This is a genomic window from Mycobacterium sp. MAC_080597_8934 (genome assembly GCF_000523975.1).
Lineage (GTDB): Bacteria > Actinomycetota > Actinomycetes > Mycobacteriales > Mycobacteriaceae > Mycobacterium > Mycobacterium avium.
Genome location: NZ_JAOS01000050.1, coordinates 108,451 through 122,674 on the forward strand (window position 1 = coordinate 108,451; position 14,224 = coordinate 122,674).

General features: G+C 71.2%; 17 protein-coding genes and 2 pseudogenes. 14 read left to right on the forward strand and 5 right to left on the reverse strand.

The window, feature by feature from the left end; translation table 11 throughout:
- Positions 1-4 precede the first annotated feature (4 nt).
- The gene (locus NF20_RS21550; RefSeq protein ID WP_010948773.1) at positions 5-355 is read left to right on the forward strand and encodes a metallopeptidase family protein; all 351 of its coding nucleotides are present in this window, start codon (positions 5-7) and stop codon (positions 353-355) included.
- 54 nt (positions 356-409) lie between these two features.
- On the forward strand, positions 410-601 hold the full coding sequence (locus NF20_RS21555) for a hypothetical protein (protein WP_003872302.1): 192 nt from the start codon (positions 410-412) through the stop codon (positions 599-601).
- A 9-nt stretch (positions 602-610) separates the two neighbouring features.
- Here NF20_RS21555 and NF20_RS21560 read toward each other — a convergent pair whose 3' ends face one another.
- Both NF20_RS21560 and pheA read right to left on the reverse strand, forming a co-directional pair.
- Positions 611-1,306 carry a histidine phosphatase family protein gene (locus tag NF20_RS21560; RefSeq protein WP_033717484.1) on the reverse strand — a complete coding sequence of 232 codons (696 nt, stop codon included), beginning with the start codon at positions 1,304-1,306 and terminating at the stop codon, positions 611-613.
- The gene (gene pheA / locus NF20_RS21565) at positions 1,303-2,250 is read right to left on the reverse strand and encodes a prephenate dehydratase (RefSeq protein ID WP_003872300.1); all 948 of its coding nucleotides are present in this window, start codon (positions 2,248-2,250) and stop codon (positions 1,303-1,305) included. Before pheA ends, NF20_RS21560 begins: the two co-directional genes overlap by 4 nt.
- Positions 2,251-2,340: 90 nt before the next feature.
- On the opposite strand from pheA, the gene NF20_RS21570 reads away from it, so the two are divergent.
- Both NF20_RS21570 and NF20_RS21575 read left to right on the forward strand, forming a co-directional pair.
- Positions 2,341-3,135, forward strand: a complete 795-nt coding sequence (locus NF20_RS21570; protein ID WP_033711133.1) for a DUF2470 domain-containing protein — start codon at positions 2,341-2,343, stop codon at positions 3,133-3,135.
- A gap of 284 nt (positions 3,136-3,419) precedes the next feature.
- Positions 3,420-4,373, forward strand: coding sequence for an LCP family protein (locus NF20_RS21575; protein ID WP_062892458.1), 954 nt, complete (start codon positions 3,420-3,422; stop codon positions 4,371-4,373).
- Here the strand turns inward: NF20_RS21575 and NF20_RS21580 are convergent.
- Both NF20_RS21580 and NF20_RS21585 read right to left on the reverse strand, forming a co-directional pair.
- Positions 4,370-5,188 carry a glycerophosphodiester phosphodiesterase gene (locus tag NF20_RS21580; protein ID WP_003872297.1) on the reverse strand — a complete coding sequence of 273 codons (819 nt, stop codon included), beginning with the start codon at positions 5,186-5,188 and terminating at the stop codon, positions 4,370-4,372. The two genes, NF20_RS21575 and NF20_RS21580, sit on opposite strands and share 4 nt — an antisense overlap.
- Before the next feature lie 4 nt (positions 5,189-5,192).
- Positions 5,193-6,200 (reverse strand): DUF4328 domain-containing protein, encoded by a 1,008-nt coding sequence (locus NF20_RS21585; RefSeq protein ID WP_075362175.1) that lies wholly within the window; start codon positions 6,198-6,200, stop codon positions 5,193-5,195.
- Positions 6,201-6,625: 425 nt separating this feature from the next.
- Here NF20_RS21585 and NF20_RS27785 point away from each other — a divergent pair, with 425 nt between their 5' ends.
- The 9 genes and pseudogenes from NF20_RS27785 (at position 6,626) to rraA (ending at position 12,021) form a co-directional block, all read left to right on the forward strand.
- Positions 6,626-6,781, forward strand: coding sequence for a hypothetical protein (locus tag NF20_RS27785; RefSeq protein ID WP_003872295.1), 156 nt, complete (start codon positions 6,626-6,628; stop codon positions 6,779-6,781).
- Positions 6,782-6,941: 160 nt separating this feature from the next.
- Entirely contained in the window at positions 6,942-7,565 is a 624-nt protein-coding gene (locus NF20_RS21590; protein ID WP_033711129.1) for a superoxide dismutase, read from the forward strand.
- A gap of 157 nt (positions 7,566-7,722) precedes the next feature.
- Positions 7,723-8,256 (forward strand): hypothetical protein, encoded by a 534-nt coding sequence (locus NF20_RS21595; protein ID WP_003872293.1) that lies wholly within the window; start codon positions 7,723-7,725, stop codon positions 8,254-8,256.
- A 423-nt stretch (positions 8,257-8,679) separates the two neighbouring features.
- Positions 8,680-9,078, forward strand: a complete 399-nt coding sequence (locus tag NF20_RS21600; RefSeq protein WP_003872292.1) for a helix-turn-helix transcriptional regulator — start codon at positions 8,680-8,682, stop codon at positions 9,076-9,078.
- Between the two features lie 146 nt (positions 9,079-9,224).
- Positions 9,225-9,881: a DUF6474 family protein gene (locus NF20_RS21605; protein ID WP_033711128.1), complete on the forward strand. Its 657-nt coding sequence runs from the start codon at positions 9,225-9,227 to the stop codon at positions 9,879-9,881.
- A gap of 5 nt (positions 9,882-9,886) precedes the next feature.
- Positions 9,887-10,518, forward strand: a pseudogene (locus NF20_RS21610) (YcnI family protein).
- A pseudogene (locus tag NF20_RS26845) lies at positions 10,515-11,020 on the forward strand (copper resistance CopC family protein). Before NF20_RS21610 ends, NF20_RS26845 begins: the two co-directional pseudogenes overlap by 4 nt.
- A 96-nt stretch (positions 11,021-11,116) precedes the next feature.
- On the forward strand, positions 11,117-11,527 hold the full coding sequence (locus NF20_RS21615; protein WP_033711125.1) for a hypothetical protein: 411 nt from the start codon (positions 11,117-11,119) through the stop codon (positions 11,525-11,527).
- A gap of 8 nt (positions 11,528-11,535) precedes the next feature.
- Positions 11,536-12,021 carry a ribonuclease E activity regulator RraA gene (gene rraA / locus NF20_RS21620; protein ID WP_011723386.1) on the forward strand — a complete coding sequence of 162 codons (486 nt, stop codon included), beginning with the start codon at positions 11,536-11,538 and terminating at the stop codon, positions 12,019-12,021.
- On the opposite strand, the gene NF20_RS21625 is transcribed toward rraA, so the two are convergent.
- Positions 12,018-13,487, reverse strand: a complete 1,470-nt coding sequence (locus NF20_RS21625; RefSeq protein ID WP_033711146.1) for a flavin-containing monooxygenase — start codon at positions 13,485-13,487, stop codon at positions 12,018-12,020. The two genes, rraA and NF20_RS21625, sit on opposite strands and share 4 nt — an antisense overlap.
- A 77-nt stretch (positions 13,488-13,564) precedes the next feature.
- Between NF20_RS21625 and NF20_RS21630 the strand changes: the two genes are divergently transcribed.
- Positions 13,565-14,206 carry a TetR/AcrR family transcriptional regulator gene (locus tag NF20_RS21630; protein WP_023900469.1) on the forward strand — a complete coding sequence of 214 codons (642 nt, stop codon included), beginning with the start codon at positions 13,565-13,567 and terminating at the stop codon, positions 14,204-14,206.
- The last annotated feature ends 18 nt before the right edge of the window (positions 14,207-14,224 follow it).

Consider the following 14,224-nt stretch of genomic DNA (forward strand, 5'->3'; position numbering starts at 1 on the left):
CGCCGTGCCCGTGCGGATGGATCCGCAGCGGTTCGACGAACTGGTCTCCGACGCCCTCGACCTGATCCCGCCCGAGCTGGCCGCGGCCATGGACAACGTCGTCGTCCTGGTCGACGACCGCCACCCCGAGGAGCCCGACCTGCTCGGGCTGTACGAGGGCGTGGCGCTGACCGAACGCGACTCCGACTACTCCGGCGCGCTGCCGGACGCCATCACCATCTACCGGGCGGCGCTGCTGGACGTGTGCGAATCCGAGCAGCAGGTGATCGAGGAAGTCGCGGTCACGGTGATCCACGAGATCGCCCACCACTTCGGCATCGACGACGAGCGGCTGCATCAGTTGGGTTGGGCCTGACACCCCGGGCGCGGCATCCCGGATTTGTCGGCCCGCGGTGCTATGAACTCACCTATGAGCACAGACTGCCGCGACTGCCGGGCAGGCTTGGATCACTGTCACGGCACCATCATTCGCCATGCGTTGCACCGGTCCGAATGCACCGAGCCGGACTGCTTCACGCCCGAATTGATGCCGCACGCCTTCGTCATCGACTGCGACGCAGTCGGCTGCGCCTGCACCGAAGTCATCGCGCTCGCTGTGTGATCGGCGGGCTCAGCCCATCGGGTCGGTGGTGGAGCGCACCGCGTCGGCCACCGGGGTGGCGGGGATCTCGGCGGCCTCGGGGTAGAACGGCGGCGTCAGCGTGCCCCAGCGCACGCAGCTCCACCGCCCGTCGGTGATCGGAGTCAGCGCCACCGACTGGGCGTTGTCGAGGTGATGGGCCAGCGCGAAGTCGGCCTCGACGCCGGCCAGCACGGCGGCCGCCAGCCGGATCGCCGCGCCGTGGCTGACGACCACGATGTCGCCGTGGAAATCGTGGTCGTCCAGGTAGCGCAGCCGCAGCTCGGTGAGCACCGGCAGGTAGCGGTCCAGCACCTCGCGGCCGGTTTCGCCGCCGGGCAGCGGCACCTCGAGCTCGCCGCGGTGCCAGCGCTCGTAGATGGCGTTGAACTCCGCGACCGCCTCGTCGTCGTTGCGGTTTTCCAGCCGCCCGACCTGCACCTCGTGGATGCCGCCCAGCTCGACGGGCGGCAGCGCCAGCTGCCCGCCGATCACCGCCGCGGTCTGCGAGGCCCGGGTGGCCACCGAGTGCGCGAGCATGGCCGGCCGGCCCGACCGGCGGGCGAACTCGCGGGCCTGGTCGCGGCCCAGCGGCGTGAGCTCGGCGCCGGGCGGCCGGGTGTCGAGGCGGCGCTCGACGTTTCCGTACGACTGGCCGTGCCGCACCAGGATCAGCCGGCCGCTCACCGCCGCGACTCCCCGGGGGGTTCGGGTTTGCCGTCCCGCACCGCCGCCAGCCAGCGCACCGCTTCCTCCGTCGACGGCGGCAGCGCCCCCGCGGGGGTGCCGGTGGGCCACGAACCCAGGTAGCGCACGTCGGCACAGCGGCGGTGCAGCGCCTTGAGCGCCTCGGCGACGGGTTCGTCGTCGATGTGGCCCACGCAATCGGCGAAGAACCGGTAGATGCCCAAACCCGTTCTGGTGGGCCGGGATTCGATGCGGGTCAAGTCGATGCCGCGGATGCCGAACTCGGCGAGCGCGGCCAGCAGGGCGCCCGGCGCGTTGTCGATGCGCAGCACCACCGAGGTCCGGTCGGCGCCGGTGCGGGCCGGCGGCGGCGCGGGCGGCCCGACCAGGACGAAGCGGGTGCGGGCGTTGGGTTCGTCGACGACGCCGTCGGCCAGGGTGTCCAACCCCCAGCGGGCGGCGGCCAGCGGGGAGGTCACCGCGGCGTCGGCGCGCCCCTCGGCCACCTGCTGGGCCGCGTCGGCGTTGGAATAGGCCGGGCGCAGCTGCGCGCCGGCCAGGTTGGCGGCCACCCACTGGCGCACCTGGGCGGCGGCCACCCCGATGGCCGCCAGGGTCCGCACGTCGGCGGCGGACAGTCCCGGCTTGACCACGATGCTGAACGCCACGTCCAGCGTCGTCTCCGCGAACACCTGCAGCGGCGAGCCGATCGCGAGGCTGTCCAGGGTGGGCGTCACCGAGCCGTCGATGGAGTTCTCGATCGGCACGCACGCGTAGTCGGCGGCGCCGTCGCGCACCGCGTCCAGCGCCGCGGGCGTGCCGTCGACCGGCGTGGGCCGCACACCGTCCGCCCCCTGTCCGGGGACCAGACCGGCGGCGGTGATCTGCCGCAGCGCCGCCTCGGTGAAGGTCCCTTCCGGACCGAGGTAAGCGATGCGGGCCACGGACCCAACCCTAGCGGCGGGCCGGCGGGAAGACTCTTGCCACGCCACACGCGGTAAGTTAACTTAGGCTTACCTAAGCAAAGGAGAATCGTGTTACCGCAGACCTGCCCCGCCCCGACCACTGCCGAACGGATCCGCAGCGCGTGCGTCCGCGCCGGCGGCGCGCTGCTGGCGATCGAACACGACGACCCGGTTCCCACTCCCGTCCATCACCTCATCGGCGCCGGCCCGTTTGCCGGCTCCTTCGCCCTGGCGCTGCCGGTCGAGCGGGAACACCGGCTGCGGCCCGTCGTGGGGGCGCCGGCGCTGCTCGAGCTGACCGACTACGCGCCGCTGCCGCTGCGCGAGCCGGTCCGGTCGCTGGTCTGGGTGCGCGGGCGGCTGCACGAGGTCGACCCGGCGCAGATCCTCGAAACGCTCGACGTCATCGCCGCCGAATGCCCCCACCCCGCCCTGCTGGGCGTCGACACCCCGCGCCGCGCGGACGGGACGGAGCCGCGGTATGTGTTGCGGCGGCTGGAGATCGCGTCCGTGGTGGTCACCGACGCGACCGGCGCCGAGCCGGTCGACGTGGCGGACCTGCTCGCGGCCCGGCCCGACCCGTTCTGCGCGCTCGAGTCCGACCTGCTGTGGCATCTGGACACCGCCCACGGCGACGTGGTGTCCCGGCTGGTGTCCCGGCTGCCCGCGCCGTTGCGGCGCGGACAGGTGCGACCGCTCGGGCTGGACCGTTACGGGGTGCGGTTCCGGGTCGAGGGCAACGACCGCGACCACGACGTGCGACTGCCCTTCCACAAACCGGTGGACGACATGACCGGGCTGAGCCAGGCCATCCGGGTACTGATGGGCTGCCCGTTCATCAACGGGTTGCGGGCCCGCGGCTGACCCGGACGGCGTCGTCCGCGCGCGGGGCGGCCCCGGCCACGTAGGTTGGCCGGGTGAACGGCGACTTCCCCCCGCGGGGCCGGCGGCCGGGCCGTCAGGGCCCGCCGCGTCAACCCGGCCCCGAGCCGTCGCCGGTGATCCCCGGCCGGCGGTCCGGCGCCTCGCCGCACGCGCCCACCCAGCCGCTGCACCGGCCCCCGCCCGCCCCACCCGCACGGCCCGCGCCGACCGCATCAGCCATAGGCCCGGCACGCCCCCGGCGCAAGCGCCGCTGGGTCCGGGCGGTGGCCTCGGCCCTGCTGGTGGTGCTGCTGCTGGCCGGCGTCGGCCTGGGTGCCGGGGTGGCCTGGTTCGACACCAAGCTGCACCGCGAGCCGGTGCTCGCCGACTACCCGGGCCGGCCCGAGCCGGGCCGCGGCAGCAACTGGCTGATCGTCGGCTCGGACAGCCGCCAGGGTCTGAGCGCCGAGCAGCAACAGCAGCTGGCCACCGGCGGTGACATCGGCGACGGCCGCACCGACACCATCCTGCTGGTCCACCTTCCCGGGGTGGGGTCCGGCGTGGCGCCGACGATGGTGTCGATACCGCGCGACTCCTACGTGCCGATCCCCGAGCACGGCAAGGACAAGATCAACGCCGCGTTCGCCATGGGCGGGGCGACTCTGCTGGTCCGCACGGTGGAGCAGGCCACCGGGCTGCGCATCGCGCACTACGCCGAGATCGGGTTCGGCGGGTTCGCCGCCCTGGTGGATGCGCTGGGCGGGGTGAGGGTGTGCCCGCAGGCGCCGATGCACGACCCGCTGGCCGGCCTCGACCTGCCGGCCGGCTGCCAGACGCTGGACGGCCGCAACGCGCTGGGCTACGTGCGCAGCCGCGACACCCCGCGCGCCGATCTGGACCGGATGGTCAATCAACGGCAGTTCGTCGCGGCGCTGCTGCACCGTGCGGCCAGCCCCGCGGTCTGGCTCAACCCGTGGCGCTGGTACGCGGCGCCGCGCGCGGTCGCCGACGCGCTGACCGTGGACCGCGCCGACCACGCCTGGGACCTGGCCCGGCTCGGCTGGGCGCTGCACGGCTCCCCCGCCACGGTGACGGTCCCGATCGGCGAGTTCACCAGCGGCGACGCCGGCTCGGTGGTGGTGTGGGACCACGCGCGGGCGGCCCGGCTGTTCGACGCGTTGTCCTCCGACGGGCAGCTGCCGGCCGGCAGCACGGACGAACAGCAGCCGTCGAGCTAGCCGCTGCCGTCGCGGTGGCCCTGCAGCCACGCCTTGGTGCGGCCCGGGTGGTGTGTGGCCAGCCAGGCCACGCCGACGTCGCGGCAGAAGTCGATGTCCTGGTAGTCGTCGACGTTCCAGCAGTAGACCGCCCGGCCCTGCGCGATGGCGCGGTCCGCGAGCTGCGGATACTCCCTCAGCGTCGGCAGCGACGGCCCCACCGCGGTCGCCCCGACCGCCGTCGGCGCCCCGCTGATCAGATAGCGGGCGGTCTTGCCGAGCAGCACGGTGGGCAGCAGCGGCGCGGCCCGCCGGATCCGCCACACCGCCGACGCCGAAAACGACATCACCACCGCGCGGGACCGGTCGGCGGAGGCGGGCGCGGCGATGCCGAACCGGTGCAGCAGCGCCAGCAGCTTGGTCTCCACCAGCGAGCCGTACCGGACCGGGTGCTTGGTCTCGATGAACAGCTTCACCGGCCGGCGCCAATCCAGCACCAGCGACACCAGCGCGTCCAGCGTCAGCAAACTGGTGTCGCCGTGCGCGCCGTCCTCGCGCCAACTGTCGTGCCAGGCCCCGTACTCGAGCTCACGCAGCTGCGCCAGCGTCATCGTGCTGACCAACCCGGCCCCCGTCGAGGTCCGGTCCAGCCGGCGGTCGTGCACGCACACCAGGTGGCCGTCGCGGGTCAGCCGCACGTCGCATTCCACGCCGTCGGCGCCCTCCTTGAGGGCGAGGTCGTAGGCGGCCAGGGTGTGTTCGGGCCGGGCGGCCGACGCGCCGCGGTGGGCAACGACAAAGGGATGCCCGGCGAGCACCTCGTCGGCCCACGTCATACCCCTATGCTGCCGGTTCCTGGCCCTTGAACTCAACCGGGGCGCCCGGCGCCGGCGGGGGCGGACCGTCGTCGGGAACCATCACCCAGCGGTGCGCGGGCCGCGCCACGGGTTTGCGCTGGAATCCCTCGAAAATGCGGGTGGCCGCGGCCAGGGTGGCGGCGGCGAACAGATACCCGAACACCATCAGGATGGTGTTGTTGGCGATGCCCTGGGCGTCGGTGACGAAGCTGGTCGCGATGGCCGAGACGGACACCGCGTAGCTGCACACCCAGGTGATCCACCACTGCAGAATGGGCCCCTTGAGCCGGTGGTAGTGCTCCTCCAGCAGGGCCAGCTCGATCACGAACACCGGCGCCCACAGCAGGTTGGCCAGCGGCACCACGCAGCCGGCCCACAACGCCCGCGCCGAGCGCGGGTCGGGCAGGCCGTGGTGGGCGAACACCGCGGCGCGCCGCGCGATCATCCAGCGGATCAGCGCCACGCCGGAGGCGATCACCGCCCCCACCGCGCCCACACTGGCCAGCACGCCGAGCCAGTCGGCGCCGATCGCCACCCACGAGTACAGCAAAGTGTCGCGGTTGATCACCAGCAGCAGGTAGCGCACGACGTAGACCAGGGCGGCGATGCCGAGCACCAGCACGCCGACGAAGGACGTGGTGCGGACCAGCTGCGCCGGCGGTCCCGGGTGCGCGGACGCGGCGGCGACGGCGGGCGGCGGCTCGACGCGGTCGGCCAGCCCCCAGCGCGGAATCACCGCGTAGCGGGGGGTGGGCCCGAGGGGACGACGGCCGCGCCGCGGCGGCGGCGCCGCGCCGGGACGCACCGCTATCCACCGGTAGCCGGGCGGCAGCCGCGGCGGCGTGCGCTGCCACCCCGCAGCCCGCGCGGGACCGGCCGGCGGGGCGTCGGGCAGGGGCGCCATCAGAGCACCCCGACAGCGCGGGCACCACTCGCGCTGCCGGTCGCGCACATTCCAGCGGGTGCCGCATTGAGAGCACACCTGGATCACCGGACCAGACTAGCGCCGCCGACGATCGCCGCCCGGCCGGGCAACGCCGCCGACCGCCGCACACTATCCACAGTTTCCACAGGTTTATCCACACCCCCCCAGGGGGTATGGATAGGCATCGCTACTGCCTCTGGCGGCTAACCGCGGTGTCACTGTGGATAACACCCGGTTTCTTATGCACGCCGTCGCGTTGCCGCAAGCCTGCCACCGAGCGAAATGGATTGGCCGGCTAACCACCGCCGACGCCACCTCCGGTCCGGCGCCGCACCTTCGGCCCGGGCCCGCCCGCGCACCTGCCGTTATCGGGCAACTCGCAGGTCAGGGGCTTATTTCGCAACCTCGTGACAAAGCGCTATGATCGCGTTCTCGAAAGGTGTTTGTGACTCACCTCACTTGGCGAGGTGACCGGGGGTGAAAGGCGTTTGATGGCCACGCATTCGTTCGGTCCGGGATCACCGGCCCCGTCGAAGTCGTATGGCGGCTCGCCCGCGTGGAACCACAGCTACAGCGTCGCGGCACTGCGCGCCGGATTGATCGCACTGGCGCTGCTGGCGGTATTGGCCCTCATCGTCTTGTCTTGAAGTCCTGTCTTGAAACACCGCTGAGCGGGTATCCGCCTTCCGGCTCAGCGGGGTCGTTCTTGCGGTGCGCGCGGTCATGGAGCAGGGTTGATAACGCCCGGCCGCCGCGAGGTGGCCCGCGCGACTGAGCGTCAAGACGACAATCGAAGAAAGGAATGCCGTGGCTGAATACACCCTGCCCGACCTGGACTGGGACTATGCAGCGTTGGAACCGCACATCTCGGGGCAGATCAACGAGATCCACCACACCAAGCACCACGCCACCTACGTCAGAGGCGTGAACGACGCTCTTGCCAAGCTCGAAGAGGCCCGCGCCAACGAGGACCACGCTGCGATCTTCCTGAACGAAAAGAACCTCGCCTTCCACCTGGGCGGCCACGTCAACCACTCGATCTGGTGGAAGAACCTGTCGCCGGACGGCGGTGACAAGCCCACCGGCGAGCTGGCCGCCGCGATCGACGACGCGTTCGGCTCCTTCGACAAGTTCCGTGCGCAATTCAGCGCCGCCGCCAACGGACTGCAGGGCTCCGGCTGGGCGGTGCTGGGTTATGACACCCTGGGCAGCCGGTTGCTGACCTTCCAGCTCTACGACCAGCAGGCCAACGTCCCGCTGGGCATCATCCCGCTGCTGCAGGTCGACATGTGGGAGCACGCGTTCTACCTGCAGTACAAGAACGTCAAGGCGGATTACGTCAAGGCGTTCTGGAACGTGGTCAACTGGGCGGACGTGCAGAAGCGGTACGCCGCCGCCACTTCCAAGGCCCAAGGCCTGATCTTCGGCTGACTTTCCTCTCGATCGGCGGGGGCGTCGCGCGCTGCGCGGCGCCCTCGTCGTTTCGCGGCCGTGTCGTGTTGCCAGCCGCCGAAACCGCAGGCATGCTTGATTATTCGAGCTGCCAGTGTGGTCATTTCCATAGCGGAGGCGTCGCGCGGAGGTCGAAATGGAAACAGGGTCGGATCGGCCTATCGGGGTGTCCCCCTTCCATTCTCGTGGTGCCCTGAAAGGGTTCGTGATCTCCGGACGCTGGCCGGATTCCACCAAGGAGTGGGCGCAGCTGCTCATGGTCGCGGTCCGGGTCGCGTCGTTGCCCGGATTGCTCTCCACCACAACGGTGTTCGGCGCCCGCGAGGAACTGCCCGACGAACCCGAGCCCGGCACGGTCGGCCTGGTGCTGGCCGAGGGCACCGTTTTCGGTGAATCAGCAATCCCGCCAGGCCATTTCGCCGACCACCAACCCCCCGCCCTGCTGATGCTGCATCCGCCGTCGGAGACCATGCCGTCGCTGCCCGAATGCACGGGCGCGGCGTCGGGATGCGTGTTGCTGCCCGGCCTGCCCTACCTCGGGCTCGAACACCGGGCCGCCTGGGTGGAAGCCGAGGCCGACGGCACCATCACCTCGATGGTGAGCCGGGTGGGCGTCGACCCGATCAGCCACCCGGACACCGCGATCCTGGCGATGCTGCTCGCCGCCTAACGACTGCGCCGTTCCCCCTTTTCGATGCCTGCCGGCCCGTGCGGCGCCGCGCGACGGGGCTGACCGGCCCCGTGGTTACGTTCGGCAGCAAAGGGTCCGCGGGTTCGTCCCCGCTCCGCGGCTCGTTGCGGCGCAATTGCCCAGCACCGGCGCGGTAATCAGCACGACCGTCAACGGGCCACATGCCCGCCACTTCGGGACGGGTGTCCAATTCTGCGGATAACCTGTGAGTTTCACCGATTTAGTGGACACCCCAGCGAATCAGTTAGACGCTCGTTGAGTGGGGAGTTGGTGGGCGTCAGCTATGCGGCTCGGGAATCGCCATGGGTTTGCACCTGGTTACCGTTACCAAGCCTCGCTACCATGATCAGCAAATACACCTAGGTAACAGTTAACTTCTACAGCCCCGTGGAGGTCATATCCATGAGCACGACATTCGCTGCTCGCCTGAACCGCCTGTTCGACACGGTGTATCCGCCCGGACGGGGTCCGCACACCTCCGCGGAAGTGATCGCGGCGCTCAAGGCGGAGGGCATCACGATGTCGGCTCCCTACCTGTCCCAGCTGCGTTCGGGCAACCGCACCAACCCGTCGTCGGCCACCATGGCCGCGCTGGCCAACTTCTTCCGCATCAAGCCGGCCTACTTCACCGACGACGAGTACTACGAAAAGCTCGACGCGGAACTGTCCTGGCTGGCCATGTCGCGCGATGACAACGTGCGCCGCATCGCGATGCGCACCGCCGAGCTCTCGCCCGAGGCCCAGCGCGAGGTCATGGATCGGGTCAACGAGCTGCGTCGCGCGGAGCACCTGGACGCCTGACGCCCACCCCGGCCCGGCAGCGCCCGTCCCGGCCTGCCCTGGCGGGCTGCCGCCCGCCCATTCCCATTAGGGTTGGCTCACGGATCGCGCAACGCGAGAGCGTCAGAGAACGATTGCCAGCGAAATTACCGGGGAGCGGTGAGGGAATGGGCCTGTTCCGCAAGCGAAAGAGCCGCGCGACGCGTCGCGCCGAAGCCCGCGCGATCAAGGCCCGCGCCAAGCTGGAGGCCAAGCTGGCCGCCAAGAACGAGGCCCGCCGCGCCAAATCCGCGCTGCGCGCCCAGGACAAGGCGCTCAAGGCGCAGATCAAGGCGCAGCGCGACAGCGACCGCAACGCGCTCAAAGTCGCCGAGGCCGAACTCAAGGCCGCGCGGGAGGGCAAGATCTTGTCGCCCACCCGAATCCGGCGGATCCTCACGGTGTCCCGGCTGCTCGCCCCGATCCTCACCCCGCTCGTCTACCGCGCCGCCGTCTCGGCGCGCGCGCTGATCGACCAGCGCCGCGCCGATCGGCTGGGCATCCCGTTGGCCCAGATCGGCCAGTTCTCCGGCCACGGCGCCCAGCTGTCGGCCCGCATCGCCGGGGCGGAGAAGTCGTTGCGGATGGTGCAGGAACGCAAACCCAAGGACGGCGAGACCAAGCAGTTCGTCGCCGCCATCTCCGAGCGGCTCACCGACCTGGCGGCCGCGGTGACCGCCGCGGAGAACATGCCCGCCGCCCGGCGCCGGGCGGCACACGCCGCCATCTCCTCGCAGCTCGACGGCATCGAGGCGGACCTGATGGCCCGCCTCGGGTTGAGCTGACCCGCATGCCGCCGCGCAAGCGCCGGGCCCCGCGCCTGCTGGTCGCCGTCGCCGCCCTGTGCCTCGGATCGGTGGCCTGGTCCCCGATGGCGTCGGCGCACGTGCACGCCGGCAGCGACAACCCGGTGCGCGGCGCCATGGCCGTCGTCACCTTCCAGGTGCCCAATGAATCGAACACCGGGGCCGCCACCACCGCGCTGACCGTCGCGCTGCCCAACGTGGCCGCGGCGCACACCGAGACCATGCCGGGCTGGACGGCCCGGCTGGACCGGGACGCGGCATCCGGCACCGTCCGCTCGGTCACCTGGACCGCCGCCGCGGGCGGCGGCATCGGGCCCGACCAGTTCGCCCTGTTCCGGCTGTCGGTGAAGCTGCCCGACGCCGACACCGTCAGCTTTCCGGCCACCCAGACCTACGCCGACGGCACCGTGGTCAAGTGGGATCAGCCGCCGCTGCCCGACGGCGGCGAGCCCGAGCACCCGGCCCCGACGCTCGCCCTGGCCGCCGGGCCGGCGGCCGGCCACCAGCACCCCGGCGGGCCCGCCGCGGCCGACAACGCCGCGCGGTGGCTGGCGGCGCCGCGCTGGTGCTGGCCGCGCTGGGCATCGCGATCGCCCTGGTCCGCCGACGGGCATGAGGCGCTGGGCGGTTGGCGCGTGCGTCGGCGCCCTGGTCCTGATCGCCGGGCTGACCGCGCCCGCGGCGTGGGCGCACGCCGCCCGGGTGGCCACCGACCCCGCCGCCGACGCGGCGCTGACGACCGGGCCGCACCGGGTCAGCGCGACCTTCAACGAACAGCTGCAAACCACCTTCGCCGCGATGACGGTGGTCGGGCCGGACGGCAACGTGTGGTCCACCGGAGAGCCCACCGTGCAGGGCGCGGTGGTCAGCGTGGCGGTGCGCCCGCTGGGGCCGGCCGGGACGTACACGGCCAACTACCGGGTGACCTCCGCGGACGGCCACGTGGTGTCGGGATCCTGGTCGTTCCGGCTGACCGTGCCCGGCACCGGCACGCCGGGGCCCGCCGCGGCCGGGCACGCCGGCGGGGGTGGCGGCGCGGTGCCGGTCTGGCCGTTCGTGGCGGCCGCGGCGGCGCTGATCGCCGGGGCGCCTGGTGGGCGGCCCGGCGCGGGCGGTGACCGGCGGCCCGGCCGGCGGGAGGCGTCCTGGCATGATGGGTCGAAGACCCCGGTGAGCCAGGGAACGACGACAGAGGAAGGTCGAGGAGCGGCCGCATGGCAGACCCGCAGGACCCCACCAACAGCGCAGCCGACGGCGCCGGCGACCCGCCGGAGGAGCAACCGCCCGCCAAGGCGGCCAAGAAGACCGCGAAAGCGCCGGCCAAGAAGGCACCTGCGAAGAAGGCGCCCGCCAAGAAAGCACCCGCCAAGAAGGCCCCCGCGAAGAAGGCGCCGGCCAAGAACACCCCCACCGGCGGCGGGCAGCGGGCCGACACCAACGGGGACCTGACCGCCGCCGCCAAAGATGCTGCCGCACAAGCGAAGTCGACCGTCGAAGCCGCGGACAACCCGGTGGCTCCCGCGGTCGTGGGGCCGGCGGCGGGTCAGTCGCCGGTGCCGCTGATCGTCGCCGTCGCCGTCAGCCTGCTGGCCATCCTGCTCATCCGCCAGCTGCGCCGCCGCTGAGCGCCGACGTGACCGTTTCCTTTCGGCCCACCGCCGACCTGGTCGACGACATCGGGCCCGACGTGCGCAGCTGCGACCTGCAATTCCGTCAGCTCGGCGGGCGCACCGAATTCGCCGGGCCGATCAGCACGGTGCGCTGCTTCCAGGACAACGCGCTGCTCAAATCGGTGCTCTCCGAGCCGGGTGGCGGCGGAGTCCTGGTGGTCGACGGCGGCGGCTCGCTGCACACGGCGCTGGTCGGCGACGTCATCGCCGAGCTGGCCCGCGCCAACGGCTGGGCCGGGCTGATCGTCAACGGTGCGGTGCGCGACAGCGCCGCCCTGCGCGGCATGGACATCGGCGTCAAGGCGCTGGGCACCAATCCGCGCAAGAGCACCAAGACCGGCGCCGGCGAGCGCGACGTCGACATCACCCTCGGCGGTGTGACGTTCACGCCCGGCGACATCGCCTACAGCGACGACGACGGGATCGTCGTCGTCGCTGCGGGAGACTAAACCGCTACCGGCGCACGCTTTTTCGCGAACTTCAGGCCCTCGTCGTCGACCCTACCGCGCCGGATGGTCCGCATGTCGAAGAAGTAGTTCTGCTTGAGCCGCCACGGGGCCCGCGACCCAGACTTGGGCAGCAGGTGCATCGACCGGCGGAAGTAGCCCGGAGTGAAGTCCATGAACGGCAGCTCGTCGACGTCCTCGCCCGGGTGTTGCGGCTCCACGAAGTCAAACCCCTTGGCGTCCATGTAGTTCAGCAGCCGGCAGACGAATTCGGAGACCAGGTCGGCCTTCAGCGTCCACGATGCGTTGGTGTAGCCGAACGTGATTGCGAAGTTCGGCATCCCGGAGAACATCAGCCCCTTGTAGGTCATCAGCGACGTCAGGTCGACCGGCTCGCCGTTGCGGGTCGGCGTCACCCCACCGAGCAGCTGCATGTTCAATCCCGTTGCGGTGACGATGATGTCGGCCGGCAGTTCCTCGCCGGAGTTCAGCCTGATGCCGGTCTTGGTGAACCGGTCGATGGTGTCGGTGACGACGTCGGCCTTGCCGTGCCGGATGGTGCGGAAGAAGTCGCCGTCGGGGGCCAGGCACAGCCGCTCGTCCCACACGTTGTAGCGCGGCCCGAAGTGCTTTTCCACGTCGTAGCCCTCGGGCAGGCGGCGCTTGGCCATCGTCATCAGCGTCTTGCGCATGTAGGCCGGGGCCTTGCGGGACAGCTGGTACTGAAAGGTGCTGAACGCGATGGCTTTCCAGCGGTTGGCCATGTGCGCCAGCCGGTCGGGCAGCAGCCGGTTGGCCCGCTCGGCGAACGGGTCGACCCCGGGCAGCGAGCCGATGTAGGTCGGCGAGCGCTGCAGCATCGTCACATGCCCGGCGCCGGAGTTCACCAGGGCCGGGATCAAGGTGATCGCGGTGGCGCCGGAGCCGATGACCACGATGCGCTTGCCCGCATAGTCGAGGTCCTCGGGCCAGTGCTGCGGGTGGACGATGGTGCCGCCGAAATCCTCGGCCCCGGGGAAGGTGGGCGAGTAGCCCTCGTCGTAGTTGTAGTAGCCGGTGCAGGCGAACAGGAACGAGCAGGTGATCTCGCTGTGCTGGCCGTCGTGTTCCACGGTCACCGTCCAGCGGTTGTCGGCATCGGACCAGTCGGCGGCCACCACCCGGTGCCGGTAGCGGATGTGCGGCTCGATCCGGTTCTCGACCGCGGCCTCCTTGATGTAGGCCTTGATCGACGCGCCGTCGGCGATCGACTTCGCCGACCGCCACGGCTTGAACCGGAAGCCGAGCGTGAACATGTCGGAGTCGGACCGGATGCCCGGGTACTTGAACAGGTCCCAGGTGCCGCCCAGGTCGGCGCGGCGTTCCAGGATGGCGTAGCTCTTGGTGGGGCAGCGGTTCTGCAGGTGCCAGGCGGCACTCACGCCGGAGATTCCGGCGCCCACGATGAGGACGTCAAGGTGTTCAGTCATGAAAACCACGCTATCAACACCGTGTCGAATCGGTCAACACCCTGTCGAAATTATCGACGGCGTGTAAAGTAGCGGCCGTGACTACCGCCGGCCAGACGCGCGCCCTGCGGGGCCGTCGCGCCATCCGCCCCAGCGGCGACGAGCGCGAGCAGGCCATCCTCGCCACCGCCGAGCGACTGCTGGAGACCCGGCCGTTCGCCGGCATCTCGGTCGACGACCTGGCCAAGGGCGCCGGGCTGTCCCGGCCCACGTTCTACTTCTATTTCAAGTCCAAAGAGGCGGTGGTGCTCTCGCTGCTCGAGCCGGTGATCGCACGGGCCGACGCCGAGTTCGACGGTGCCGTGCAGCGGCTGCCGACGGACCCGCGGCGGGTGTGGCGCAACGGCATCAAGGCGTTCTTCACCGCGTTCAGCTCGCATCGCGCGCTGGCCCGCGCGGCCACCGAGGCGCTGGCCACCAGCTCCGAGCTGCGCTCGGTGTGGTCGGGATTCATGCAGAAGTGGATCGACCAGACCGCGGCCATGATCACCGCCGAACGCGAGCGCGGCGCGGCGCCGGACACCATTCCCGCCGCCGACCTGGCCACGTCGTTGAACCAGATGAACGAGCGCACCATGATGGCCGCCCTGTCCGCCGAGACCCCGGCCGTCGCCGAGGACCGGGTGGTCGACACCCTCACCCACATCTGGGTCAGCAGCATCTACGGCGAATCCGGCTAGCGCCGCCTGTCGGCACCG

What these genes read in the sequence shown, in the direction of transcription:
- NF20_RS21615 (WP_033711125.1), top strand. Translation starts at nt 11,117, where the DNA reads ATGGCAGACCCGCAGGACCCCACCAACAGCGCAGCCGACGGCGCCGGC.
- NF20_RS21605 (WP_033711128.1), top strand. Translation starts at nt 9,225, where the DNA reads ATGGGCCTGTTCCGCAAGCGAAAGAGCCGCGCGACGCGTCGCGCCGAA.
- NF20_RS21600 (WP_003872292.1), top strand. Translation starts at nt 8,680, where the DNA reads ATGAGCACGACATTCGCTGCTCGCCTGAACCGCCTGTTCGACACGGTG.
- NF20_RS27785 (WP_003872295.1), top strand. Translation starts at nt 6,626, where the DNA reads ATGGCCACGCATTCGTTCGGTCCGGGATCACCGGCCCCGTCGAAGTCG.
- NF20_RS21580 (WP_003872297.1), bottom strand. Translation starts at nt 5,188, where the DNA reads ATGACGTGGGCCGACGAGGTGCTCGCCGGGCATCCCTTTGTCGTTGCC.
- NF20_RS21555 (WP_003872302.1), top strand. Translation starts at nt 410, where the DNA reads ATGAGCACAGACTGCCGCGACTGCCGGGCAGGCTTGGATCACTGTCAC.
- NF20_RS21625 (WP_033711146.1), bottom strand. Translation starts at nt 13,487, where the DNA reads ATGACTGAACACCTTGACGTCCTCATCGTGGGCGCCGGAATCTCCGGC.
- NF20_RS21595 (WP_003872293.1), top strand. Translation starts at nt 7,723, where the DNA reads ATGGAAACAGGGTCGGATCGGCCTATCGGGGTGTCCCCCTTCCATTCT.